We start from the raw sequence: 25,059 nt of genomic DNA on the forward strand, positions 1-25,059 counted from the left end.
GCCTAGGATTCTCGGTGAATGACACCACGCCGGGCGCCCGTCCGGCCAATCCCGGAGCCGCAAAACCGTGTCTGACCAGACCAACAATCTCGCCCTCCCCTACATCCTGCCCTCCCAAGCGCAGAAGCATGGGACCCATAACGAGGCGCTGCAGCGTCTCGATGCCATTGTCCAACTCTGCATCGTCGAAGTATCCTCCGCTCCGGCCTCAGACGCGTCTGAGGGACAGTGCTATCTTGTCGCTGAGGGAGCCGGTGGTTCGTGGTCCGGAAAGGACGGCATGCTGGCGCTCCGCCAGAATGGCGTCTGGATCTATATCCAACCCAGGACGGGCTGGCGTGGCTTCGTCGCCGCCCAGGGCCAACTTCGTGTTTTCAGCAGCGGCGCGTGGCGCGCGATATCGCTCGATGATCGCAGTGCTCTTCCTATAATCGGCGTCAACACGTCGCCGGACGCCGTCAATCGCCTCGCAGTGGCCTCGGACGCGAGCCTCTTCGGCCATGCAGGCCACGGGCACCAGTTGAAGGCGAACAAAGCCGCCGTCGCGGAGACGGGAACCCTGCTTTTTCAGACAGCATGGTCCGGCCGGGCGGAAATTGGCCTCGCGGCAACGACGACTTTTCGATCAAGGTCAGCGGCAATGGCGCCGATTGGCTGACCGCTCTGACAATTTCGTCCCGAGGCACGGTGAGAACCCCAGCGAGACCTGCTGCCCGAACGTCCTTGGCCGCGGGAACATCCACGCCTGCAGACGGCAGCCGAACCGGCTTCAGCGACTTCCATCTGCTGCAGGGCGGCTTTTCTCTTGGCTCGGCTCTGCCCACAGGCGCTGGCAATCGCTTGCTTATCCCGGAGACCGGCTTTTATCTCCTGCAATTGACAGCAAGCACCCTCTCCTCCTCCGGGCACGAAACTGCGATCGATGTAAATGGTACGACGGAACTCGCCTCTCTCGTCGGTTCCGCGTCGACCAGCGCAGTACGCGATATTGCCTGCACCGTGGCCGCATTGAACGAGGGAGACTGGCTGGCGCTCCTGCATCACGGAAGCGCACAATATGAGTTTGGAGCCGCAGAGACCGAGCTTTCGGCAATAATGCTCTAGATCGGTTCGATAAACGCCTAGAGCAACCGATAGCGAAGTGCGCGGGCGATTGCCTGCATGCGGTTAACAGAGTCGAGCTTTCGCATCGCGCTCTTCAGGTAGCCGATGACCGTATGTGCGGAGAGATCGAGAATAATCGCGATCTCTTCACTGCTCTTTCCCGCGGCCGACCAACGCAGGCACTCGATTTCCCGGCTGCTGAGGTTCTCCATCGGTTGCTCAACAGGGTTCTGCTGCGCAAACAGCTCCAGAAACTCCATCGCCCGGAAAACCTGCCGCATTGCCTCCTCGCGAGCGAGACGCACGCGCTCACCCGAGAATGCGAATATGAAGTGCCGCAAATGCATGTCATGCAAGGCAAAGGCAAATGTGTCCTTGAGGCCATGGCCCCTGAAGTGCGCCGTCAGCCGGTCGTTTCCCTGGTTTGCAGCCGCGCTTTCGAATGGCGCCTTGTCACAGAAGACAGGCATCGCTGTCGTCTTGAGAGCCGAGACCAGCTTGCTGCAATAGAAGAGGTCAACCTCCTCATAGAGATCAATGAGCTCTTGCGGCCAGTTGCTAGCGAGATAGTTGCTGGCGAAGCCGCTGCGATCCCCGCGCGGAAACTCCGCAAACAAGTAGTGGTTGAATCCCGCCTCGACTGCCATCTCAGCCACGCAATCGTTGAATCGTTCCGAGGACATTTTCTGCCCGGACGCGATCCGCGAAAAAACAGCATCCCCCACGCCGTCGCGGACGGCGCGTTCTTGCTTCTTCATTTTCCTGTCCCTCGGCGGCTAGCTTCGCCTCAGCTTCTTCATTTCGTCGACCAGAATGGCCACGCGCCGCAAAGGAAAAGCAAAGGCACGTATCAAAAGGACACGAAGCAAACCTTAGTTATTCCGGGCACCACGAAAAGAACGGAGACGCGGTCTTGCACTAACAACTATGTTGCGGCGCTTATAAATTGACGTTCGTCAATTGCCCACTAGCCATTGCGCATGGCTCCTATGCGCTCATCACAAATTTACGCAGGGGAAGGCTACGAGGGCGCGCAAATCGCTTCCAGGAAGTCGACGCCTAAACTTCTTATCAAAGTGTTACTATGCGCTTAGGCAATTCTTAAATGTGACAAGCTAGAGTGACGGCCGTGGTCTTGAGTTGTGTAGAGAGTCCAATGACCGAAATGATACGTCCCCGAGTAAAATATGTCATCGGCCCCGATGGCAGCCCGCTGACGATTGCGGATTTGCCACCGCCGAATACCAGGCGCTGGGTTATCCGTCGCAAAGCAGAGGTTGTAGCGGCGGTTCGCGGTGGCCTGTTGAGCTTGGAAGAAGCGTGCGAGCGTTACACGCTGACTGTCGAAGAGTTCTTGTCCTGGCAGTCTTCCATTAACAGCCATGGCCTTGCCGGTTTGCGCACCACGCGTATTCAGCAGTATCGCCACTGACAAGCCCATCCTGGGCAACGATTTTTAGATTCGGGCCGCTTGCATGTCCTGAGGGGGATATACAAACGGCCCGCAATCATTAACGCAGCCTGCAGACGCCCTGCTTTTATGCTGCGACAAGCCTCACCACGAGTTCCCTGCTCCATAGACCACTCGGCAGGAAAATCGGTCGGTGAGCCGGAATTGCTGCCGGCCTCGTACCGGCAGCAATTGTCCCCGCCTCTTCTCATCGAACACTGTATCCACATCGCCCGCCTTGGCGCGGCCGGGATGACATGCCAATTTCCGACCGACAGCTGAATGTTGACGAGGAATGGCAATGAACATCAGGAATGAAGAGAATCCCTCCGGCGGCCGCTACGTTGCAGAGGTCGAGGGCCATCAGGCCGAAATGACCTATTCCCGCGCATCGCCGGCGCTTGTCATTATTGACCACACCGGCGTACCCGATGCGCTGCGCGGCAAGGGCGTTGGCCAGGCACTTGCTCTTCATGCCGTCGAGGAGGCACGCAAAGGGGGATGGAAGATCTTCCCGTTATGTCCCTTCTTCAAAGCGCAAGCGCAACGCCACGAGGAGTGGCGCGACGTCATTAACGGTTAGCCCAATAACGCCAAAAGCCATGTATGACGGACGCGACGGCCCATCATGCATGGCTTTTTTCGAGGCGATCCCAAGGTGCCAACAGCACCCGTTTCCCGCCTTAGGCTCTTGCCCGGACTGCGCCGTCGCGCTCTTCGAGCGCGGCTGCACGTGCATATTCCGCCTGTATCTCTTCGAGCGCCTGTTCAAGCGCCTCTTCCTGCATCTTCAGTTCCTTGATCGAGACCTGAAGATTGTCCGCGCGCTGGCGAGCTGCCTTTGCGAAGGTCGGATAGGCGAAGTGATTCGGGTCGGAAATGCCGGACTTCTTTTCCTCGACGACGATCTGGCTCTCCAGATCCTTCGTCATCCTATCAAATTCGGACATCATCATCTGCAATTGCTGCAGTTGGCGACGTTTTTCGTTCACCTGAAACTCCTTCAGGCGAACTAGGCTCTCACGCGACTTCATACGCATTACTCCAGTGATGCGAGACCCCTGCTCCACTTTAAATCGCCCTTGCCGGCCGCTTTGACGCGGCCTGCCGAAAAAATTTCCGTCGGTATTAACAAAAACCTACCGCTGGTAACCTTTCGTTTACGGGCATCGTTAATGATAGTCCCGATGATTTAAGGGTCGGTAAACACAACTACGCGATTTCCGATACTGTTTCATTGGTGAGTCGAATGAATCGCTTACCGGCCGTTCTTAATGTAAAAGTTAAGATCTGGCTTTGCGAATTCTCGTTGGAAAACAGCGGAATGGACAAAATATTTAATAAATTCGTTACCTCTTGCCAGAGTGAATCAGAATTTGTTAACCATTTCGTGGCAGCTTCCAAATCACGCAATGATGTATTCGGTATCGCGTAGGGGCCAGACCACCTTTCGGCGGCGGTAAAGGGGATAATAATGCGGGTACTACTCATTGAAGACGACAGCGCGACAGCGCAGAGCATCGAATTGATGCTCAAATCAGAAAGTTTTAACGTCTACACCACCGATCTGGGTGAAGAAGGCGTGGACCTAGGGAAGTTGTATGATTACGACATCATCCTTCTCGATTTGAACCTTCCCGACATGTCCGGATATGAAGTGCTCCGCACTCTCCGCCTGTCCAAGGTCAAGACACCCATCCTGATTCTCTCGGGCATGGCCGGTATCGAGGACAAGGTTCGCGGTCTCGGCTTTGGCGCCGACGACTACATGACCAAGCCGTTCCACAAGGACGAACTGGTTGCGCGCATCCACGCAATCGTTCGTCGTTCCAAGGGTCATGCCCAGTCGGTCATCATGACTGGCGAACTGATCGTCAACCTCGACGCCAAGACGGTCGAAGTTGGTGGCCAGCGCGTGCACCTGACGGGCAAGGAATACCAGATGCTGGAGCTTCTTTCGCTCCGCAAGGGCACCACGCTCACCAAGGAAATGTTCCTGAACCATCTCTATGGCGGCATGGACGAGCCGGAACTGAAGATCATCGACGTCTTCATCTGCAAACTGCGCAAGAAGCTCGCAAATGCTGCCGGTGGCGCAAACTACATCGAAACCGTCTGGGGCCGCGGCTATGTTCTGCGCGAGCCGGACGGCGCCGAGTACGCCGAGACCGCCTGATACGTCAGCCCCTTTGCCAAGACTGAGAAAATCCCGTCCTCTGTGGCGGGATTTTTTCGTTGTGACATAGAAAAAGCCGCCCGTGGCGGCTTCGATCGTTGGCGGGCAGTCGCAATTATGCTGCGATAGCGCGGTGGCCGAATACGGCCGTCAGAATCTTGCGATCGAAAGGTTTGAGGAGGAAATCCGTCGCCCCTGCCCGCTTGCCCATCATCAGCTTCTTGAGGTCGGCCTCAACCACGCAATAGTAGATTTTGACGTCCTTGCCGCCTTCCATGCCGCGGATCGCCGAAATCAACTCGAGCGCGCTGTCCATGCCAGAATCGACGATCAGGTATTCTGGAAGTTCCACCTGGCAACTGGAGAGAGCTTCGACAACGTTGGAGGCTTCGCTGACCATGAAGTCGAGTTCGGAAAGGATGCGCTTCCCCACCTTCCGAACGACGTCAGATGAGTCGGCGATCATAAACCTCTGCATGGCTGCTCCTTGCCCCAGCTTCTAATGCGGCTGGCGTGTTACCGGCCAAGAATAGAAACATTAGGCTAAGGATTTATTACCTCGACGGTCGGGTCGCCGTCGAGGTCCCTGCATCAAGCTGCGATAACGTCAGCGGTAAACGTCAGTTCTTCGGCGGTCGCGCTATGCCCGAGCGCCATACCGCATTCATCGGCAAGCAGCACGGTGTAGTAGGGCTGGATCGAGTGGGCGTCGATGGCTTCCTCGATTTCCCCCGTAGAGATCTCCACGAATTTCGGCGGCAGGCGCATCAGCTTGCCCTTCGCAACAATCTTGAATTTTGCGTCCAGTTCGGGGTTCTCAAGCGTGACTTCGATGACACCGCCACGTGGAATTGACGAATAGGCTACCAGGAAGAGATTGAGCAGCAACTTGACGCGGTTCTTGGCGATAATCGCGCGCGGACCAGTCCAGACAACCTCGGTCTTCTTCTCCGCGGCAGCAAAATCCTTCGCCGCACGTTCGGCTTCGCCGGTATCGATCGAAGCCCCGACCGATCCCGAGGCCCCGAAGGCAAGCCGGGCGAACTTCAGACGGACAGAGGCGTTGAGCGCGCTTGTCCTGATAAGATCCATCGCGTCGGCATCGGCGCCGCCCTCGTCCAGAAGCTCCAGACCATTGTTGATTGCGCCAACCGGCGAGATGACGTCATGGCAGACGCGGCTGCACAGAAGCGCGGCCAGGTCGGGGCCAGCAAGGGTGAGGTTTGGATTCTTCGACATCATAGTCTCCAGGAGGGCGGCAGGTTCATTCCGCCGCCTCTTTTGCGTCATTTAAATTGCGCGAAGTTTGCGGCCGTACTCAGCGCCATAATGACACCATATTTGGTAAACCGATTGTTAAGACCATACGCGCAAAATGAACGAAACGCCGGAAACGGCTCATCGTACCGACCATGATGAACGGATAACACCATGCGCGCCCATTTTTTCGGAAGACTCTCCGCCATCTGGCGGCTTCTCGTTGCGCTGACATTTTCGCCCCTCGCGCTTGTCCCAATGCAGGCATCGGCGCAGCAGTCTAACGGCGGCCAGTATTCGATGCAGGAAATCGTCGACGCTGGGCACTCGTTCTTCGGCTCGACCAGTGGCGGGCTGGCCAAGGTGATCGAAGCCGCCTTTCAGAAATACGGCCTTCCCAACGGCTATGTCCTCGGCCAGGAAGGTTCCGGAGCTTTCATCGCCGGTCTCACCTACGGCGAAGGCCAGTTGAATACAAAGAATGCCGGTGAGCATCCGCTCTACTGGCAGGGTCCGTCGCTCGGGATCGACTATGGCGGTCAGGGCACGCGCGTCATGATGCTCGTCTACGACCTGCCCTCGACCGACGCCATCTACGCGCGCTTCGGTGGCGTCAGTGGTCAAGCCTTCGTTATCGCCGGCTTCGGCATGACGCTTCTCAAGAACGACAACGTACTGGTGGTGCCGATCCGCACAGGCGTCGGTGCTCGCCTCGGATTGAATGTCGGCTACCTCAAGGTCACCCCTAATCCGACCTGGAATCCCTTCTGATTGCCATCGGCGCAGCGAACTCTCGCTCGCCGTGACCTATCCGCCACTTGCTCTACGCGTCAGGTCCGCTTAATCATTGGTCCTGACGCAACTCAACTTCTGGAAGCCGTGGCCGCGCCGTGATCGAATATGCTCTCTTGTTCGGATTGGGCTTCCTGGCGGCAGCGTTTCTCGTCTTTCTCGTGTCGCCTGCCGTCCACCGCCGCATCGTCTGGTATACGGAAAACCGTATGCGCGCGACCATGCCACTCAGCCCACAGGAAGTGCGCGCGCAGAAGGATATGGTCCGGGCCCTCTATGCTGCCGAGAACGCCAAGACGACACAGGACCTCGTGCGCGAGCGCGAAAAGTCGCTGGCGCTGCAACTGAAGCATGACTCGCTGGCGCTCGACGCAGGACGGTTTGCCGCCGAGATCGAGGGGCTACAGGCGCAAATCAGCGACATGAGTGTTGAGGCCGCGGAACAGCGCTCGCACCTGCGCAAGGACGAGAACTACATCAGCCAGCTTAAGACGAGCCTCCACATCGCCGAGCAAGCAAGCGCCGCCAAGGAAGGCGAGCTCGACGCTCTTCGTACGCGCCTTAACAAGCTTGCGGAGCAGTCCGACAATCTCAAGATCGATCTCGCAGCGCGCGATACCGAAATCGAGAGCCTGACGTTCAAGGCGAACGCAGTCCGCATCGAGCGCGACAATCTTCGCCAGGACGTGAACCTGCTGCAGAAGCGCGCCAAGGACGCGGAGCAGGCGCTCGCCCAGCATGAGCACGCAGTCATCCGGCTCGAGGACAAAGCGGGGCGCGATGCGGCGTCAACGGCCGACAAGGATACGCTTCTCGGACGCCGCCAGCAGGAAATTACCAAGCTGAAGGAACAGATAAAGGCGGCGAATGCCGAGCTGCGCAAGGCAAACCGTGCATTGCGCAACGCTGGACTTCAGCCCGTGGCCGCAGATGCGGTTTCAGAGGAGCGGGCAACCGAGGAAACAATGCCGACTGAGCTCGACACAGCAGCGATTGCAGCGCGCCTGAGCGACGAAGTGCGCAAGCGCAGCGCCGCCGTCTCGGAACAACTTCTGAAAGCGAAATCCGACACCAGCCACGACGGTGCGATACGTGAAGAGATCGCCGGCATTGCTGCAAGCATGGTTGCATTGACCGCTATCAACGAAGGACCCTCCTCACCGATCCGCGACCTTCTGCCGGATGGCACCGACAATCAGGACGGCGAGCGTATCAACCTCGCGCAACGCGCCGCGACAATCCTGTCCGAACCGGGCTGAACTCAGATCAGCTTCGCTGCCGATGACATGGCAAAAAGGGCGATGCCGGTCGCCGTCGCCACATTGAGGCTGTCCAATCCCTCCGACTGCGGGATCCGCGCGCTTTGAAAACGTTCCAGGAGTGCAGGCGGCAGCCCCTCGCCTTCCGTACCCACGACCAGCGCCATGCGATCGGTTGGCGGTATGGCTCGAATGTCGGTCTCCCCGCGCGGCGAGAGCGTCCAGATTGCAAAGCCACTCGCAGCAAGCCGTGTTAGAACGTCGAGCGCCGTGCCCTTCCGCTCATAGGGAACACTGAGTACGGAGCCGACAGAAACGCGTACCGCCTTGCGATAAAGCGGGTCACACGAAGTCTCATCGAGAAAGATGGCATCCGCCTTGAAGGCGGCCGCATTGCGGAACATCGACCCGGCATTGTCATGGTTGGAAATACCGCAGCCGACAAGGACGAGCGAACGTTCGGGCAATCGGTCGACAAGCTCGGTTCCGACCACCTCTCGCCTGCCAAGGGCCAACACGCCTCGATGGAGATGAAACCCGACGATCCGATCTAGGACGTCCGCCTCTGCGACATAGACCGGCACGTCATCAGGCAGTCTCTCGAGGATTGCAGCGACGCCGTCGACACGGTTCCTGAGAAGCAGCACTTTTTCGGTCGCAAAGCGACCGCCGTGGCTCGCTTCCACAAGCACGCGAAGGACTACCGTGCCCTCCGCGATGAAGCGGTTCTGCCGGCCGGTCAGATCGCGCTCGCGGATGTCGCGAAAGTCAGCGATACGAGGATCGTCCGCGCTCTCGATGGCAACGAGGCGAGAGGCCATTGTCCTAGCCGCCGCTGACCGTCACATCGGCAACAATGCGCCCCGACTTGATATCGAAGATGAGCGACTTCTTGATTCCATCGGCTGTCGCGCCAAAGAACATGATCTGGCCTCCCGAGAGCGACGACGACTGGATGACGAAGCCCGACGGCAAAGTTGCAGTGACCGATACCGGCGCATCGGATGGTACACCGGCAGAAGTTACGGCTGTCGGTTCCTTCGCGGGCGCGCGCATCGCTTTGTAGACAACCGCGCCGAAGACAGCCATAAGGCTCACGAACATGATGACGCCTGAGACGATCTGCAGGCGGATCATCTTGCGCCGGACACGTTCCATCGCCGGATCCAGGGGCTTTTCGTCCTGATCGTCTTCTGGCTGGATATTCGTCATATGTGGCGTTCCGTTCTTTAAATAATTCGGAGAAGAAGCGTCTTGAGCGACCCCTTTAAACAAGCTGCCGGCATTAGAAAAGTCCTCACCGCCGACGAGAACGCCGAAGGCCGTCTTGACGCGTGGATGACCAGACAGCTCGGCGAGGAGTTTTCGCGCAGCCGCGTGAAGGCGCTAATCAAGGAGGGCCGGGTCTCCGTGAGCGGCAAGATCCTCGCCGATCCGCAGAAAAAGGTTCGTTCAGGGGACACCTTCGAGATCCTGCTGCCCGAGCCGGAGGATCCGACGCCCAAGGGCGAGAATATCCCGCTCGATATTCTTTATGAAGACGATGACCTCGTCGTCATTTCCAAGCCGGCCGGTCTCGTGGTGCACCCCGCGGCTGGCAATTGGACGGGCACGCTCGTCAACGCGTTGATCTATCATTGCGGCGACAGTCTTTCCGGTATCGGCGGTGTGCGCCGTCCGGGCATCGTCCACAGGCTGGACAAGGACACCACAGGTGTCATGGTCGTCGCCAAGAACGACATATCCCATCGCCATCTCTCGCTGCAATTCGCCGACCATGGGCGGACCATGCCGCTGGAGCGGGCTTACCAAGCGATTGTCTGGGGCCGCCCTCGCACGCTGACTGGAACGATCGATGCACCGCTCGGCCGCGCCGTCGGCGACCGCACGCGTCGCGCCGTCAAGCGATCCGAGACGCAGGATGCCGACGAGGCGATCACCCACTACGAAGTGCTCGAACGCTTCCATGAGAACCCTGATGCCACGTCGCTAGCCTCGCTGGTCGAGTGCCATCTCGAAACCGGCCGCACCCATCAGATCCGCGTCCACATGGCACATATCGGCCATCCGCTACTTGGCGACACCGTCTACGGAGCAGGTTTCAAAACAAAGGCAAACCTGCTTCCGGATGCCGCCAGGAAGACCGTGAATGCCTTCGGAAGACAGGCGCTCCACGCCTACATGCTGCAATTCGAGCACCCTCGCACCGGCGAGGTCATGCACTTCGAGGTGCCTCTGCCCGAGGACATGGAAGAGTTGGCAGACGCCCTGCGTGCGGAGCGAGAGTAACGCCTTCGTGAAGCGGTGTATGGTCTTGAACCCCTGTTCCGCCATACTTATCTGTACATTGACTTAGTGCGGGCTTGGATAAAGCCGCATGTCCCGGTTTGCCTTTCGACGCAGGGGCGCGTTCCATTGGGAACCGGAATTCAGATAGGAGGGTGCTTTTATGGCCCGAAATAACTTGCCGTCCATTACCGCCGGCGAAAACGGTCTCAATCGCTATCTCGACGAAATCCGCAAATTTCCGATGCTGGAGCCGCAGCAGGAATACATGCTGGCGAAGCGCTATGCGGAACACGGCGATCGCGAAGCGGCACACAAACTCGTCACCAGCCACCTGCGCCTCGTTGCGAAGATCGCAATGGGCTACCGCGGCTATGGCCTGCCAATCGGCGAAGTCGTCTCTGAAGGCAATGTCGGCCTGATGCAGGCCGTCAAGAAGTTCGATCCGGAGCGCGGCTTCCGTCTTGCCACCTATGCCATGTGGTGGATCAAGGCCTCAATCCAGGAATACATCCTGCGTTCGTGGTCTCTGGTGAAGATGGGTACGACCGCCAACCAGAAGCGGCTGTTCTTCAATCTGCGTCGCCTCAAGGGCCGTATCCAGGCCATTGACGATGGCGACCTGAAGCCGGAACACGTTGCTGAGATCGCCACCAAGCTGAACGTCTCCGAGGAGGAGGTCGTTTCGATGAACCGTCGCCTTTCCGGCGATGCCTCGCTGAACGCACCGATCAAGGCCTCGGAAGGCGAATCCGGTCAATGGCAGGATTGGCTCGTCGACGACCATGACAGCCAGGAAGAGGTTCTTATCGAACAGGATGAGCTCGACACGCGCCGCCGCATGCTGGCGAAGGCGATGAGCGTTCTGAACGACCGCGAGCGCCGTATCTTCGAGGCACGTCGCCTCGCGGAAGATCCGGTGACCCTGGAAGACCTCTCGTCCGAATTCGACATCAGCCGCGAACGCGTTCGTCAGATCGAGGTCCGCGCCTTCGAAAAGGTCCAGGATGCCGTCCGTAAGGACGCTCTCGAACGCGCCAAGGCCGTTCGCGTGGTCGAAGCGACCGCGTAGCGCCGTTGCAATTTCAAATCAAAAAGGGCGGGACCGATGGTCCCGCCCTTTCTTTTATCCATTCGACAGGCGCTTATTGGCTGGTCGATACATCGCCAAAAGCAGCCCATTCCTTGATCGCGGCGTTGAACGCCTCGCCGCCCGTCGTACCCTTCTGCATCGTCAGAAGCGCGCGGCGACCATTGCGGTAGGTGATCGGAATATCGATCCAGTCGCGGCTTGAAAGGAGATCGAGGTTCGCCTTGCGCGCATCCGGATAGTCGTTCAGCGCGATCATGTGGAAATCGTCGGTGATCTTTGCCGGAACGGCAATCAGGGCGTCGCCCCGATCCTGTTCGGTTCGCTTCATCGAGATACGCTGAACGCTCTCGATAGCGCCACCTTCAAAGTTCGGCGGCAGCGAGAAAACCACCTCGACGATGTGGCTGGCCGGCAGCGACGCATCGGAATTGCGCTTGAAGGTAAGCTGCGCCGACAGATTGCGTTCTGGAACAGTCACGGTCCCCTGTACGGTCGCTTCCTGCCTGCCATCCGGGCCTGTCTCGTGCTGAAGACTCCAGACGACCGAGCCCTGGATGGCGGTCGGCGAACTCTGACCGATCCGCTCTTCGTACAGGAACATCTTCTCGGAGGAGCCGACAGGCGCAGCTTGCGTGGCTCCAGCCGCCGGCGGCGTCGTCGCGGGTGCGGTGGCAGCCGGGACGGCAGGTGTCGTCGAGGTCGCAGGCGGCGTCGGATCCGCTGCAGCAACGTTCTGCTCGGCTACCGACTTTCCTTCCGCCGTAGGCGTTCCCGGAACGGAGGCCGGACCGTTGTCGACTTCGGTGCCATCGGCAAGAAGCCGCTGGTTGAACTTGTTGTTGACGGAAGCGCCGTCATTCAAGGACGCAACTTCCTTATTTGCCTCAGCTGGCTTCGCATCGCTCGTCTGGGGCGCCGCATCCGGCTTGGCAGGCGTCTGCTCGTTCTTCGCGCTCTGCGAGGGAGCAGCGCTGACGAGGTTTTTCACCATTGACGACAGCGCGTCCTGATTGATCCAGGCAGCGTATCCGCCACCACCGACCACGCCCAGCGCAATGAGGATCGTCACGATGGAGCCAATGCCGAAGCGACGGCGCTTCGGCTCCATGCGCAGGTTCTTACCCTGGAACTTAGCAGCAACAGCACTGTCGAGATCGGCGGCCGGAATGCCATCATCATCTTCGGCAACCACGCCGCGGTTGTCGTATCCGCGAAGCGGCTTTGCCTCCTGCCAATTGGTTTCCGGTACAGCTTTTGCCGGCGTCCCATGAATTTCGGAGAAGAGATCGCCGTCATCGAAATGAGCGTTGATCGGAACTTTCTTGCCGTTTTCGATCGGTGGCAGATCGTCGAAGGCTGCGGCCTCCCAGGAGAAGCCCTCATTCGCGGCAGGCATCTTCACGCCGCCCGGCGTATGGTCGAATCCCGTGATGACGTCTTCAAACGCGCGCGCCGCTTCGTTGGCCGGAGCAACCGGCGCAGATTCCGAAAACTGCCTGAGTTCTTCGAGCGCCCAATCCGTCTGCGCATCCTTGGCCGGAGGTGCAGGCGTTTCCTCTACTGGCTCTGCCCACACAGGATCGAAATGCGCAGCGGCATCCGCTTGGAGCGGCTCCTCCTGGCTGCGATCCACGAATTCTTCCGGCGGACGATCCAGCCCATAGACGGGCTCGACAAGGCGATTGGTCAGGTCGTAGTCGCGAGCAATTGGCTGCAGAACCGGCTCTTCGTGGGGCGGCTCGGTCGGCTCGACAACAGGCTCCTCGACTGCGCCAACATACTCCTCGTGACCGTACTGCTCCTCGCGAGCGACGTCGTCTTCATGAGCGGCCTGCCAATGCTCGACAGGCTCGGCTTCCCCGACAGGAGCGCGCGGCTCTTCATGCTCCCAATGTGCGTCCTGCTGCGCGGTGTGTTCCGGCTCGGCAGCGACAGGCTCCTCATAATGAGGCGTACGTTCTTCTTGATAGGGCGCAGGCTCTTCGACCGGCTCTTCGTAGGCAGGCGCAGGTTCTTCGGCTACCATCTGCTCTTCGTGAACCGGCGTTTCATGCGCCGGCTCGTCGACCACAGCTTCGCTGGCAACCGGTTCGGGAACGGCCGCATTCGGCTCGTTGGCCGCTTCGGCGCTTGCCTCAACCTCAGGCTCTGCGGCTAGCGCTGCATCGTCGACCAGAACGGCTTCTGCGTGTTCGGCTTCGACTTCGCGGATTGCAGCTTCGAGTTTTTCAAGCTGCCGTTGCAGCATCGCTTCCGGTGGGCGCGGCTTCATATTCTCGAGCTGCCGCTGAACAGCACCGCGAGCACGCTCGTAGACTTTCACCCGCATCTCGGGAGTATTTTCAGACAGGCCGTCAACCGCCCGCCGGATAACTGCGATAAAATCCGCCATTCGTACTTTCTCTAAGAGTGCGGTCCGCCCTGCGAACCGCACAAATAATGACCCGCGACCTTAGTCCTCAAACGGATCGGTCACAAGTATCGTGTCGTCGCGCTCAGGACTTGTAGACAAGAGAGCGACGGGCGCCCCGATCAGTTCTTCGACCTGGCGAACATACTTGATTGCCTGGGCCGGCAGATCAGCCCAGCTGCGTGCGCCGACAGTCGATTCCTTCCAGCCTTCCAGCGTGATGTAGATCGGCTCTACCCGGGCCTGGGCAGCCTGGCTAGCCGGAAGATAATCGATCTCTTTGCCGTCAAGCTTGTAGGCGACGCAGATCTTCAGTTCGTCAAGACCGTCGAGAACGTCGAGCTTGGTTAACGCGATGCCCGTGATGCCCGATGTCTTCACCGTCTGGCGGACCAGAACCGAATCGAACCAGCCGCAGCGGCGCGGACGACCGGTATTGACGCCGACTTCGCGACCAACTGTCGAAAGATGCTTGCCGATCTCATCGTTCAGTTCGCACGGGAACGGACCTTCGCCCACGCGCGTCGTGTAAGCCTTGGTGATGCCGAGAACATAGCCGATTGCCGTCGGGCCGAGACCCGAGCCGGCGGCGGCCTGACCGGCAACCGTGTTCGACGAGGTGACGAAGGGATAGGTGCCGTGGTCGTTGTCGAGCAGCGCACCCTGCGCACCTTCGAACAGGATGCGGGCACCGGCCTTGCGCTGGTCGTCGAGGATACGCCAGACCTGGTCGACATAAGGCAGAACCTGGTCGGCGACGTCGTTCAGTTCCTTCTCGAGCGATTCCACCGAAATCTCCGGCAGTCCGAGGCCGCGGCGCAGCGCATTGTGGTGCGTCAGAAGACGGTCGATCTTGGCCGGCAGCGCTTCCTTGTCGGCCAGGTCGATGGCGCGGATCGCGCGGCGACCGACCTTGTCTTCATAAGCCGGGCCGATGCCGCGGCGAGTGGTACCGATCTTGGTTCCGCTGTTGGAAGCCGCGTCTTCGCGGAAGCCATCGAGGTCGCGGTGCAGCGACAGGATCAGCGGTGCGTTGTCCGCGATGCGCAGCACCTCGGGCGTTACATTGACACCCTGCGCGCGCAGCTTCGCGACTTCGGCGACGAAATGATGCGGATCGACGACGACGCCATTGCCGATGACACTGAGTTTGCCGCGCACGAGGCCGGATGGGAGAAGGGCAAGCTTGTAGCTGACACCGTCGATGACCAGCGTGTGGCCCGCATTGTGTCCGCCCTGATAGCGCACGATCACATCGGCGCGTTCCGAAAGCCAATCGACAATCTTGCCTTTGCCTTCGTCACCCCATTGCGAACCGACTACAACTACGTTCGTCATTCACGTCTTCCTGTTAAAGGCGGATTTAACCGCACCCTTCTCAAACCCGCGCATCTATAAAGGTTTGTCACCGGGAAATCGACCCTGTTATGCCGACGAAATCGGCTTTTTACGTGACAAATCAGCCATCATCGGGCTATTGGCCAATCATATCCCAAGGTTGAGAACCACATCGCCGTCATCTGGAAGAATCGCCTGTGCAGGTCGCCGCTTATATTTCTCTCGTCGTCGCGGCACTATGCTGGGGCGGAAACGCGGTGGCGGGCAAGCTCGCGCTCGGGCACGTCAGCCCGATGACGCTGACGTTTCTGCGCTGGTTCCTTGCGACGGCACTCATTGCCGCCGTTTCCGTACCGCAATTGAAGCGCGACTGGCCGATCGTCCGCAAGAACCTGCCGCTGCTCTTCTTCTACGGCATCATCGGCTATACGCTTTTCAACGCGATGCTTTACTCGGCCGTCCAGTACACAACCGTGATCAATGTTGCGATCGAGCAGGCCGGGATCCCGATGCTGATCTTCCTGCTGAACTTCGTCTTCTTCCGCACAGGCGTTTCTGCAGCACAGATAGTCGGCTTCGCCATGACGCTCGGCGGCGTCGCATTGACCGCCGCGCATGGTGACCTGACGACCCTGCTGCAGCTCGGTCTCAACCGTGGCGACGGCCTCATGCTGATCGCCGTAGCCGCCTATTCTGTCTACACGATTTTTCTACGCTGGAAACCGCCCCTTGATTGGCGCACGCTGATGGCGATCCCCGCCCTCGGCGCGACGCTGACAGCAGTGCCACTTCTCATCTGGGAGGGCACGCAAGGTGCTGTGCAATTGCCAGACAACAAGGGCTGGCTGATTGCCTTCTACACTGCCATCTTCGCGTCCCTGCTTGCCCAGATCCTCTATATCAAGGGCGTCGAGGCGATCGGCGCAAATCGCGCCGGGCTCTTCATCAACCTCGTGCCGGTCTTCGGAACGCTGTTGTCCGTGGCGCTGCTTGGCGAGCATCTTCAGCCCTTCCATGTGATCGCGCTTGCGCTCGCTTTGGGCGGCATTGCCATCGCCGAAAAAGGCCGTCCCCAGCGCGCAGTCTCGACCGTCCCCGCCTCGCCTATGGACTAGAGCTTTCAGAAAATTGAAACGTTCTGCCGGAGCAGGTTTTCGACAGGGCAGGAACGATTGATGAAGGACATACCCAAGGTACGTCCGAGCCGGTCGCCGCTGTTCCTGGAGGATCGATGCCCGGCCTCACGGGCTGGCTGAAACGGGCCGCCTGATCGACCGACCGACTCCGTTTGAGCCAACAGAACGCTTCGATTTAACCCCGAAAGGCTCTAGCCGAGTTCCAGGGTCGTCACGCCGAAAATGCTCCTGAGCGGAACGACCGGCGCTGTGCCCCGATACATCCGCGCCGTTTCGAAGACGGGCGCCAAGCCCAGGCTCTCGGCAAGTTCAATGGCCTCGCCATTGTTGGTGGGAACATCGATGAAGACCTTCGCTCCCTTGGCATGCTGCGCCAGAACCGAAATCAGAGCCGCCGCGCTATCCCTGTCGCCTGCAAACAGCGGGCCGATCTTGTAGCCCTCGTAGCAACGGCGGATGGTTCCGTAGCCGCGAATCTTGCCACTCTTGCGCACCACGGCCGAGTGCCTGTCCTTGCGAGTAGCACACCATGACGCCACGAAGGTTGGCCGCGGCGCCGGAAAGATCATCGCGTCATAGCGCAGCAATCCGTCGAGTCTATCCGAGACAGCGTGGGCAACCAGTGTTGATTCCGGCAAGGCAGAGATCACGCCACCATAGCGAACCGTCCGATAGGCCTCTTCGAACCCGGCCTTTCGGTAATTGTCCTGTTGTGCGGGCACACCATCCAGACCGATGCTACGGCCCTCAGCGGACATCATCCCGGCATTCCAAATGGCCTTGCCGTAGCCCCTGCCCCGAAAATCCGGATGGACGATAAAAAGACCGAGGAAAGCAAAATCCTCGCCATATTTGACGACTGAGATCGAGGCGACGGGCACCTCCCCGATCACGCCCACGAAAAATCCCGACGGGTCCGCATCGTGAAAGGCAACCGAATCGTCGAGGCCGGGATTCCATCCCTCCTGACGTGCCCACTCGAGCACTAGCTCCAACTCACCGGGTCGCATCGGACGAACGGTAAACTCCGAATTCATGCAACGTCCCTAATCAGATCGACCGCAGTTGAGAGCCTGCGGGATAAATAAAGATCAAAGTCTAACAGCCGTAAAGCCACCCGACGGCAAAGAAACATGTTCATGGCTGAAGCGATCTGCAGCGATCGTCATGAAGTACGAGCCGAAATTCTTTGCATCGCAACCATCATGGAACAGGGAGATTACAATCTCAAGATAATTACTTAATAGAGCATGAAGACGGGTTAAGAGCCATAAGCTGTTCGAAAATCAGACAGCCATCGCTTTCGCATCAGCTAAGAAAAAAGCGCCTAACCGATGGCGATGACCTCGAGTTCTTGACCGCCGACGCTGACGACATCTCCAACCGTCTTGCCGGTGAGAGCCCTGGCCACCGGGGATACGAAGGAAATCGATCCGGTTTTCGGATCGGCTTCATCCTCTCCGACGATACGGTAGGTCTGCACGCGTCCGTCGTCCCGGCTGAAGGTCACGCTGGTTCCAAAGGCGACGACATCAAGCGAAATCGGCTCAGGGATGACCTGCGCCGTGCGGACTCGGGCAGCAAAGTAGCGCAGATCCCGCAACGGATTTGCCGCCTGTCGACGCCGTTCGTTCACGTCTTCAATGGAGTTCGCGGCATCGTAGGCCTCGCGCGCTTGCTGCAGCTGCAATTCCAGGGCCTTGAAGCCCGCTTCCGTAACGAGGTTCGGATGCGGCGAAATTGGACGGTCCGGCAAAAGTGTTTCCGAAGCAGCTTCGGCACTTTCTTCTTTGACGAAGGCTACACTCAATTTCAAAACTCCGCTTTGTGGTCTCTGGTCTCGCAGCGCATAGGCGATGGGTCGCCACCGCGGTCGATCTTATACCATCTCTTCCACTGGTCACAGCCGCACTTGAAGAACGACTGCCCTTCGCCCTTCCAAACAAGCCATTTGAGCCAGTGATTGCCACAAACCACCCGGTCGATTTCCGCAGACAGGTCGGTCGCCGAGTGGAATTATCCCCGCTTTCCCCAGCCGAAATAGGATCACATTCCCATTCATTACTGTGGAGCCTTTTATGTTTCTCGGTCTCAGTGTCAATCCAACGCAAGCCGCGCGTCGCGCCATACCAAAACGGCGTTCTATCGTCGCCTTCGGGGACAGCCTGACAGCAGGCGCGGGCGCGTCAGACCGAGAGCGGGGCGGAGATGATCGTGTCGGAGAGACCGCGACCGTGCGGCTTCTCAACTTCACTCCCCGCCTGATCGGGCGTGACCGAGGCAAGCGGGACATTCAGGACCGCACTCACCTGATCTTCGCTCGTGAAGCCGCCGATGGAGAACTCCCGTAGCAGGGCACCCCCGACGCCCGCACCGAACGCCACGATGGCCATGATGCCGAGCACCAGACCTTTCCGCGGATAGGACGGCTCGATCTGGGCAAGGGCTGCGGAAACCACGCGACTGTCAGCCACCTGGAGGCTGGCTTGGGCTTCAAAGTCCTGCAATCGCGTCAAATGGTTCTGGTACTGCACCCTCGCGACCTGTGCCGACTGCTGGAGCGCGTAGAATTGTCTCAGGACCTCCGCCGATAGACCGCGCCCGTACCCCCTGGTGCGCATCGGATGTCGTCTCGCCAAACTGCGCATCCGCAAGCCGTAGTTGCGGGAGAGAACCGGCTGCCTGGAGATCACTATGGGATGTGACGAAAAGGTAGAGATTGCGTTTATTCTGCGCAAGCACATCTCTGGCGGCCGTCACCTGATGTTCAAGGATCTTCCCGGCTGAAACGGTGTTCGCCACTTTGGCTTCGACCTGCTTCCTGATGTAGACGGTCGTCACAAGATTCGCGAAACGCGCCCCTTTGTCCGCATCATCCGATGTCACGCCCACACTGATAAGATAGGTCAAGCCTTCGCGGCGAACCCGAACGGCATCCTTGAAAGCCGACAGCACTTCACCCGGCGCCGCATCGCCTGATGGCGTCGGCAGCGAGCCCAGCGGCGGAGAGTAATCGGTCGTTGAAACGGTTGAGAGCAAACTCTGGATCGGAGAGAAGCTTGCCGTCCCTGATTGCCTCCAGCACCACCGCATCGGATTGAATGATACGAACCTCGCCTTCCACCCGGGAATTATCGGTAGGGCCGCTAGTCGTGGCAGCGTCCGGGTCGAGCAGATTCTTCGAACTTGTATCGACAAGAACCAACGACTGGGCGGTGTAGCGAGGTGTGAACGAGAAGACGATGACGAGGCTCAGCAGGAAGATCGGCAGTCCCACCAGCAATATTGTCCGAGCCTGTCGGTGGGCCAATCCAATCAGCATTCGAACGTCTTCGACATCGTTCATGCGAATGCAACCCTTCAACTCGTACAGCCGAATACTCGCTAAGGTTTCATCGCGCGAACAATTATCACAACAAAAAGACTTCACAACCCAAAATAAGACTATTGGATTATCACCCTCTGCATTCGAAGGTGCCCTGTCGGATGGCCGATGACCATCCGACAGCAGTGGCTTACCGGTACGGCTCGAAGAGCCTGTGGATGGCGTCGATTTCATTCTGCCTGATATCGTGACCACCTGCATGCCATTCCGTCGTGACGGAAGCGTGTTGGCTCTCGAAGTAATCCGCCAGGGCCTTCGTCACGGGCGCAGGGCTGATCGGGTCGCGTTCGCCTGCCGTGATCAGTATCTTGCGCCCGCTCAAGGCGGGATTTGCCATCGGTTGGAACGGGATCAACGGATGCATCAGAACCGATGCATCGAACAATCCCTTCTCGATCAACACATTGGCGAGGATATTTGCCCCATTTGAGAAACCCAGGCCGAGCACGTCGCTTGCCTCATGTTGCTTCGCCAGCGCCGCGACAAAGGATGCAAGCTTCTCGGTTGCACGGGCGAGGTCCGCCATGTCGTAGACGCCCTCGCCGGTACGCTTGAAGAAGCGTGCGGCGCCAAACTCCGAGACGTCCCCCCGCGGAGAGACAATCGTCGCCGCCGGCAGCAGGCGCCGCCCGAAATCAAAGAACTGGTTTTCATCCCCGCCCGTTCCGTGCAGCACGAACAGAATGGGCTTTCCCGGTGCACCGGCCTGCAGCCGGTGCACATAGCTGTTATCGGTCATTGTGCGTCCCCTTTAAACCTCAAGCGGCTGCAAGTGCTGCTCGATGAGAGCGCGCAAGTGCTGGTGCTGCTGTGGCAGCTTCAGTGCCTCGCCAAGATGCGCAGTGTCTTCGTCCCGGTTGAAGCCGGGCTCGTTGGTCGCAATCTCGAACAGGATGCCGCCCGGGGTCCGGAAGTAGATCGCCCAGAAATAGTCACGGTCGATGACGGGCGTGACCTGGTAGCCGGTATCCATCAGCGCCTTGCGGACCTCAAGCTGTTTCGCACGATTTTCTACGGCAAAGGCCACGTGATGCACGGACCCTGCACCTGGCAAAGCGCGTGAAACGTTCGGCATGGTTTCCAGATCGACGAGATGCGCGCCATTCCCACCCGGAATAGTCAGGCGCTTGACACCATCACGCTCTTCCTGGACTTCGTAGCCCATGAACTTGAGCAGTTCTGACGTGGCACCATCGTCACGCAAACGCATGGCCACCGAATGGAAGCCACGAATCGCGTTATCCTCGCTGATACCGCCGTGTGTCCAAGGCTGGCGGCTGTCATCCTTGACTTCGACAAGGGCAAAGCCATCACCATCGGGACCGGCAAAATTCAGACGCTTCTCGCCGAATGTCTCCTCAGTCTTCAGGCCGGTGACATTCAACTTGTTCAGGCGATCGCTCCAGAAGCCGATCGAGCCCTGCGGGACCGAGAAAACGGTGGTTCCAACTTCACCGGTTCCCGGACGACCTTGCGCCATCTTCGGAAATGGGAAGTACGTCATGATCGTGCCGGGTGCACCGGTTTCGTCACCATAATAGAGGTGATAAACGTCGGGCGCGTCGAAATTCACGGTCTTCTTGACGCGACGCAGACCGAGGGCGTTAGTGAAGAATTGGTTGTTTGTGCGGGCATCCTCCGCCATGGACGTGACGTGGTGCAGACCCTTGATTTGATCGAGCATTTAAGACCCCTTTCTTGCCCGCCTCGCGGGCTTCGTATGGGGTATAGATGATCGCTCCGGACCAATTGGAATAGCCCCGAGGACCGGAACGCATTGTCTCTTTTTAGTGAACGACAAAAGCCAATCGTTCAGAAGAGTTGGGCGTCGCCGGGGTTCGTGGGCAATTGCCAGTCGATTGGCGCTCGACCGTGCGTCTGCAAAAACGCATTGGCCTTGGAGAAATGGCCGCAACCGAAAAAGCCGTTATGAGCGGAGAGCGGAGACGGGTGTGGCGCCTTCAGCACGAGGTGACGTCTTATATCGACGAAGGCTGCCTTGCGCTGGGCATAGGAGCCCCAGAGCATGAAGACGACGGCATCGCATTCATCGTTGACCTTGCCAATGACGGCGTCGGTGAATCGCTCCCAGCCCTTGCCCTGGTGCGACGCGGCCTGGGCCTCCTCCACAGTGAGCACGCTGTTCAGCAACAGGACGCCCTGCCGTGCCCAATGCTCCAGAAATCCGTGTCGCGCCGGTGTAATCCCCAGATCGCTCTGCATCTCCTTGTAGATGTTGACGAGTGAAGGCGGAATGCGAACGCCTGGTCGAACACTGAAACACAGGCCGTGCGCCTGTCCTAGCCCGTGATAGGGATCCTGGCCCAGAATCACGACCTTGACGTTTGCCAGCGGCGTCAGATCGAGCGCACGGAAATATTCCGATCCCTTGGGAAATATCCGTTTGCCTCCCTGCTTCTGTGCGACGAGGAACGCCTTGAGCTGCTGCATATAGGGGCTGGAAAATTCGCCGGCGAGAGCGTCCCTCCAGCCCTCCTCCAGTGCGATTGATTGTTCATTCATCGACGATCCTCGTCGGCGCTGGGCGCCTTCGGCTTGTCTCGAGCCGGGAATTGGCAAACTTTTTATTGTTCACCGGAGTTCACTATCTACGGACACCTAGTAGATTGAGGTCGAATCGCTGGCGAATTCAAGCGCATCCGGGGCTTATTCAGAATGAAATTCGGAACCAGTGGGCTTCGCGGCCTATCTGTCGACCTTGCAAACTGTGCCGATGCCCTTGATCACCTTGGATTCAAGGTCCGCGACTGCGGCACGGTGCCGACACCGGCGCTGGCGCTTTACGGACTTCAGAAAAAAGCCGCGGGTCTCATGGTGACGGGCTCGCACATCCCCGCCGATCGCAATGGCATCAAGTTCTACCGGCCGGACGGAGAAATCGACAAGACGGACGAAGCAGCGATCACGACTGTCGCGACAGAACTCGACCGTGCCGGCTTTACGTTTGTCCCCCGCAGTGCCGGGATGCAAAACCGATCCGTCGAATGCCTGGCGCTCTTCCGCGAACGGAATGCCAATATTCTTCCCACGGAAGCGCTCGCGGGCCTGAAAGTCGGCGTCTACCAGCACAGCACGGTCGCCCGTGATCTGCTGGTAGATCTCCTGGAACACTTCGGCGCAACGGTCGTGCCGTTTGGCCGCTCGGAAACTTTCATTCCCGTCGACACCGAGGCGGTTTCGGAGGAGACGATCGCCAAGCTCAAGGAGGTCGCAAGACAGCATGGCCTCGACGCCATGGTCTCTGCGGATGGTGATGGCGATCGCCCGTTGGTGGCGGACGAAACAGGGACGCCGCTGCGCGGCGATTTGCTCGGCCTGATCGCCGCGAACTTTCTCGGTGCGACATCGGTCGTGACACCCGTGACATCGAATTCCGGCATCGAAGCCGCCGGTCGCTTCAGCGTCATTCGCACGCGTGTTGGCTCTCCGTTCGTCATATCGGGGATGCAAGAAGCACTCGCGGCTGGCCGGACCCGTGTTGCCGGTTTCGAAGCGAACGGCGGCCTGCTCACCGCGAGTGAATTCGAGGTCAACGGTCACACGCTGAAGGCCCTTCCGACACGCGACTGCTTCGTCCCCATCCTGGCGGCGCTTTCCCTTGCTGCCTCCAAACGGCAGCCTCTTTCGGTGGTCGCCGCGTCCTTCAATCTGCCATTTGCCGCGGCCGACCGGCTTGAGAATTTTCCGGTTGAGATCAGTGCCCGGTTGATGGCCTATCTTCGCGCCGCACCCGCCAATCTCGCGGCGTTCCTGCAGCCGATCGGCGAGGTTGGCAGCGCCAGCGATATTGACGGCCTTCGTGTTACGCTGGCGGATCGCCGCATCATCCATTTCCGCCCGTCCGGCAATGCCCCTGAAATGCGCTGCTACGCCGAGGCGGAAACCGAAACAGCCGCCGCGGCGTTGCTGCGCGCCGGTCTGGAGCGAATCCGCTGGTTGGCGCATCCGAGTTGATAGGCGAAGCAAAGATAGATATTCGAGGACTCTCCATATGACACAGAAGATCGTTCCCGTGATAATGGCTGGTGGCAAGGGCACTCGTCTCTGGCCGCTGTCTCGCGCCGCAGCGCCCAAGCAGTTCATCCGCTTTATCGGCGACAAGACATTGTTCCAGGAAACGCTGCTGCGCGTGTCCGATCCCACGCTTTACGAAGCACCCGTCATCCTGACCAACGAGGAGTTTCGCTTTCTCGTTGCCGAGCAGGCGCGCGAGTTGGACATCGGTCTAGCGGCAATTCTGCTCGAACCGGTTGCTCGAAACACCGCGGCGGCAGTTGCGGCGGCCGCAACGCTCGTGCGTGATCGCTTTGATGAAGACACGGTCATGCATGTTCTCGGCTCCGACTATGAGATCGTCGCTGACGACACCTATTTTGAGTGCGTTCGCATCGCTGCCGCCACAGCCGCCCAGGGCAAGCTGGTAACCTTCGGCATCCAGCCGACCGAGCCGGCAACCGGCTATGGCTACATCGAAGGCGGGAAGACACTCCCGACGGGCGCACGAACGGTCGCGCGCTTTGTCGAGAAGCCGCCGCTCGCCAAGGCCGAAGACATGGTCGCGACTGGCGGCTTCTACTGGAACTCCGGGATGTTCATGTTCTCGGTCTCAGGCGTGCTTGCCGAGATGCGGAGCTATGCCGCGCCGGTCCTCAAGGCTGCGGCCGACGCCATTGCAAAAGGCGTCAGAGATCTAGACTTCATCCGCCTCGACAAGGCAGCGTTCGCCACCAGCCCGAACATCTCGATCGACTATGCCGTCATGGAAAAGACGAGCAACGCAGCCGTCGTTCCCTCGCCGTTCAAGTGGTCCGACCTCGGCAGCTGGGATTCCGTCTGGAAGAGCGGCAGCCGCGACGAGAATGGCAATCTAGCAGCCGGCAACACGACGGTCGTCAACACCAAGAACTCGCTCATCATGACCCATGGCGTGCACCTCGCCGTCCAGGGCATGGACGACATCGCTGTCATCGCCAGCGAGGACGCCGTTTATGTCGGACGGCTGCAGGACAGCCAGGACGTCGGGAACCTCGTGAAGATGCTCGCCGCCGCCCCCACGACATCGCAACTGACCGAGACGCACCCGACTTCTTACCGGCCTTGGGGCGGCTACACATCGGTGCTGAACGGCGACCGCTTCCAGGTGAAGCGCATTTTCGTCACGCCGGGCAAGAAGCTGTCGCTGCAGAAGCATCATCACCGCTCCGAGCACTGGATCGTCGTCAAGGGCACGGCAGAAGTGACAATCGGCGAAAACGTGCAGATGCTCAGGGAAAACGAGTCCGTCTACATCCCGCTCGGCGAAGTCCACCGTCTCGCCAATCCCGGCAAGATCATGCTCGAACTGATCGAAGT

27 protein-coding genes are annotated in these 25,059 nt (G+C 59.2%); 12 read left to right on the forward strand and 15 right to left on the reverse strand.

Annotated elements, in window-relative coordinates; all coding sequences use genetic code 11:
• Positions 1-67 precede the first annotated feature (67 nt).
• Positions 68-658 (forward strand): DUF2793 domain-containing protein, encoded by a 591-nt coding sequence (locus AS026_RS43885; protein WP_245307756.1) that lies wholly within the window; start codon positions 68-70, stop codon positions 656-658.
• Positions 659-723: 65 nt separating this feature from the next.
• Complete coding sequence (locus AS026_RS43890) at positions 724-1,104, forward strand: hypothetical protein (RefSeq protein WP_245271670.1); 381 nt, start codon at positions 724-726, stop codon at positions 1,102-1,104.
• Positions 1,105-1,121: 17 nt separating this feature from the next.
• On the opposite strand, the gene AS026_RS38155 is transcribed toward AS026_RS43890, so the two are convergent.
• On the reverse strand, positions 1,122-1,862 hold the full coding sequence (locus tag AS026_RS38155) for a helix-turn-helix transcriptional regulator (protein ID WP_062376288.1): 741 nt from the start codon (positions 1,860-1,862) through the stop codon (positions 1,122-1,124).
• A 398-nt stretch (positions 1,863-2,260) separates the two neighbouring features.
• Here AS026_RS38155 and sciP point away from each other — a divergent pair, with 398 nt between their 5' ends.
• On the forward strand, positions 2,261-2,536 hold the full coding sequence (sciP, locus tag AS026_RS38160; protein WP_007533628.1) for a CtrA inhibitor SciP: 276 nt from the start codon (positions 2,261-2,263) through the stop codon (positions 2,534-2,536).
• Between the two features lie 319 nt (positions 2,537-2,855).
• Positions 2,856-3,137 (forward strand): GNAT family N-acetyltransferase, encoded by a 282-nt coding sequence (locus AS026_RS38165; protein WP_018117275.1) that lies wholly within the window; start codon positions 2,856-2,858, stop codon positions 3,135-3,137.
• A gap of 100 nt (positions 3,138-3,237) precedes the next feature.
• Here the strand turns inward: AS026_RS38165 and AS026_RS38170 are convergent, their stop codons facing one another.
• Entirely contained in the window at positions 3,238-3,588 is a 351-nt protein-coding gene (locus AS026_RS38170) for a hypothetical protein (protein WP_018117276.1), read from the reverse strand.
• A 440-nt stretch (positions 3,589-4,028) separates the two neighbouring features.
• On the opposite strand from AS026_RS38170, the gene ctrA reads away from it, so the two are divergent.
• Positions 4,029-4,730 (forward strand): response regulator transcription factor CtrA, encoded by a 702-nt coding sequence (gene ctrA / locus AS026_RS38175; RefSeq protein ID WP_003542362.1) that lies wholly within the window; start codon positions 4,029-4,031, stop codon positions 4,728-4,730.
• A gap of 115 nt (positions 4,731-4,845) precedes the next feature.
• On the opposite strand, the gene AS026_RS38180 is transcribed toward ctrA, so the two are convergent.
• Both AS026_RS38180 and chpT read right to left on the reverse strand, forming a co-directional pair.
• Positions 4,846-5,208, reverse strand: a complete 363-nt coding sequence (locus AS026_RS38180; protein WP_025660102.1) for a response regulator — start codon at positions 5,206-5,208, stop codon at positions 4,846-4,848.
• A 113-nt stretch (positions 5,209-5,321) separates the two neighbouring features.
• Positions 5,322-5,969 carry a histidine phosphotransferase ChpT gene (gene chpT, locus AS026_RS38185; protein ID WP_018858208.1) on the reverse strand — a complete coding sequence of 216 codons (648 nt, stop codon included), beginning with the start codon at positions 5,967-5,969 and terminating at the stop codon, positions 5,322-5,324.
• Positions 5,970-6,161: 192 nt separating this feature from the next.
• Here chpT and AS026_RS38190 point away from each other — a divergent pair, with 192 nt between their 5' ends.
• Complete coding sequence (locus AS026_RS38190; RefSeq protein ID WP_018117279.1) at positions 6,162-6,758, forward strand: DUF1134 domain-containing protein; 597 nt, start codon at positions 6,162-6,164, stop codon at positions 6,756-6,758.
• Positions 6,759-6,877: 119 nt separating this feature from the next.
• Entirely contained in the window at positions 6,878-8,038 is a 1,161-nt protein-coding gene (locus AS026_RS38195; protein WP_062376291.1) for a coiled-coil domain-containing protein, read from the forward strand.
• A gap of 2 nt (positions 8,039-8,040) precedes the next feature.
• On the opposite strand, the gene AS026_RS38200 is transcribed toward AS026_RS38195, so the two are convergent.
• A complete protein-coding gene (locus AS026_RS38200; protein WP_025660099.1) occupies positions 8,041-8,859 on the reverse strand; it encodes a TrmH family RNA methyltransferase in 819 nt (272 codons plus the stop codon).
• Positions 8,860-8,863: 4 nt separating this feature from the next.
• On the reverse strand, positions 8,864-9,250 hold the full coding sequence (locus AS026_RS38205) for a hypothetical protein (RefSeq protein ID WP_018117282.1): 387 nt from the start codon (positions 9,248-9,250) through the stop codon (positions 8,864-8,866).
• 42 nt (positions 9,251-9,292) lie between these two features.
• Between AS026_RS38205 and AS026_RS38210 the strand changes: the two genes are divergently transcribed.
• Positions 9,293-10,327: an RluA family pseudouridine synthase gene (locus tag AS026_RS38210; protein WP_062376293.1), complete on the forward strand. Its 1,035-nt coding sequence runs from the start codon at positions 9,293-9,295 to the stop codon at positions 10,325-10,327.
• 160 nt (positions 10,328-10,487) lie between these two features.
• Positions 10,488-11,396 (forward strand): RNA polymerase sigma factor RpoH, encoded by a 909-nt coding sequence (gene rpoH, locus AS026_RS38215; RefSeq protein WP_018117284.1) that lies wholly within the window; start codon positions 10,488-10,490, stop codon positions 11,394-11,396.
• Positions 11,397-11,469: 73 nt separating this feature from the next.
• Here rpoH and AS026_RS38220 read toward each other — a convergent pair whose 3' ends face one another.
• A complete protein-coding gene (locus tag AS026_RS38220) occupies positions 11,470-13,809 on the reverse strand; it encodes a hypothetical protein (protein WP_062376295.1) in 2,340 nt (779 codons plus the stop codon).
• A gap of 60 nt (positions 13,810-13,869) precedes the next feature.
• Complete coding sequence (locus AS026_RS38225; protein ID WP_025660095.1) at positions 13,870-15,165, reverse strand: adenylosuccinate synthase; 1,296 nt, start codon at positions 15,163-15,165, stop codon at positions 13,870-13,872.
• A gap of 197 nt (positions 15,166-15,362) precedes the next feature.
• Here AS026_RS38225 and AS026_RS38230 point away from each other — a divergent pair, with 197 nt between their 5' ends.
• Positions 15,363-16,280, forward strand: coding sequence for a DMT family transporter (locus AS026_RS38230; protein WP_025660094.1), 918 nt, complete (start codon positions 15,363-15,365; stop codon positions 16,278-16,280).
• Between the two features lie 212 nt (positions 16,281-16,492).
• Here the strand turns inward: AS026_RS38230 and AS026_RS38235 are convergent, their stop codons facing one another.
• The 7 genes from AS026_RS38235 to ung form a co-directional block, all read right to left on the reverse strand.
• A complete protein-coding gene (locus tag AS026_RS38235; protein ID WP_025662846.1) occupies positions 16,493-17,338 on the reverse strand; it encodes a GNAT family N-acetyltransferase in 846 nt (281 codons plus the stop codon).
• Between the two features lie 290 nt (positions 17,339-17,628).
• Entirely contained in the window at positions 17,629-18,111 is a 483-nt protein-coding gene (greA, locus tag AS026_RS38240) for a transcription elongation factor GreA (protein WP_018858200.1), read from the reverse strand.
• A gap of 376 nt (positions 18,112-18,487) precedes the next feature.
• Positions 18,488-18,922, reverse strand: coding sequence for a GNVR domain-containing protein (locus AS026_RS40835; protein WP_160330136.1), 435 nt, complete (start codon positions 18,920-18,922; stop codon positions 18,488-18,490).
• A gap of 335 nt (positions 18,923-19,257) precedes the next feature.
• Positions 19,258-19,647 carry a Wzz/FepE/Etk N-terminal domain-containing protein gene (locus AS026_RS42175; RefSeq protein ID WP_062376301.1) on the reverse strand — a complete coding sequence of 130 codons (390 nt, stop codon included), beginning with the start codon at positions 19,645-19,647 and terminating at the stop codon, positions 19,258-19,260.
• Positions 19,648-19,816: 169 nt separating this feature from the next.
• Positions 19,817-20,425, reverse strand: coding sequence for an alpha/beta hydrolase (locus tag AS026_RS38260; RefSeq protein ID WP_025662843.1), 609 nt, complete (start codon positions 20,423-20,425; stop codon positions 19,817-19,819).
• A 12-nt stretch (positions 20,426-20,437) separates the two neighbouring features.
• Positions 20,438-21,370 carry a VOC family protein gene (locus AS026_RS38265; protein WP_018117269.1) on the reverse strand — a complete coding sequence of 311 codons (933 nt, stop codon included), beginning with the start codon at positions 21,368-21,370 and terminating at the stop codon, positions 20,438-20,440.
• Positions 21,371-21,498: 128 nt separating this feature from the next.
• A complete protein-coding gene (ung, locus tag AS026_RS38270; protein WP_018117268.1) occupies positions 21,499-22,209 on the reverse strand; it encodes a uracil-DNA glycosylase in 711 nt (236 codons plus the stop codon).
• 153 nt (positions 22,210-22,362) lie between these two features.
• Here ung and AS026_RS38275 point away from each other — a divergent pair, with 153 nt between their 5' ends.
• On the forward strand, positions 22,363-23,661 hold the full coding sequence (locus AS026_RS38275) for a phosphohexomutase domain-containing protein (protein WP_082728688.1): 1,299 nt from the start codon (positions 22,363-22,365) through the stop codon (positions 23,659-23,661).
• Between the two features lie 37 nt (positions 23,662-23,698).
• A partial coding sequence (locus AS026_RS38280; protein WP_062368902.1) for a mannose-1-phosphate guanylyltransferase/mannose-6-phosphate isomerase occupies positions 23,699-25,059 on the forward strand: 1,361 nt, incomplete at its 3' end.

It is taken from the genome of Rhizobium altiplani (genome assembly GCF_001542405.1).
GTDB lineage: Bacteria > Pseudomonadota > Alphaproteobacteria > Rhizobiales > Rhizobiaceae > Rhizobium > Rhizobium altiplani.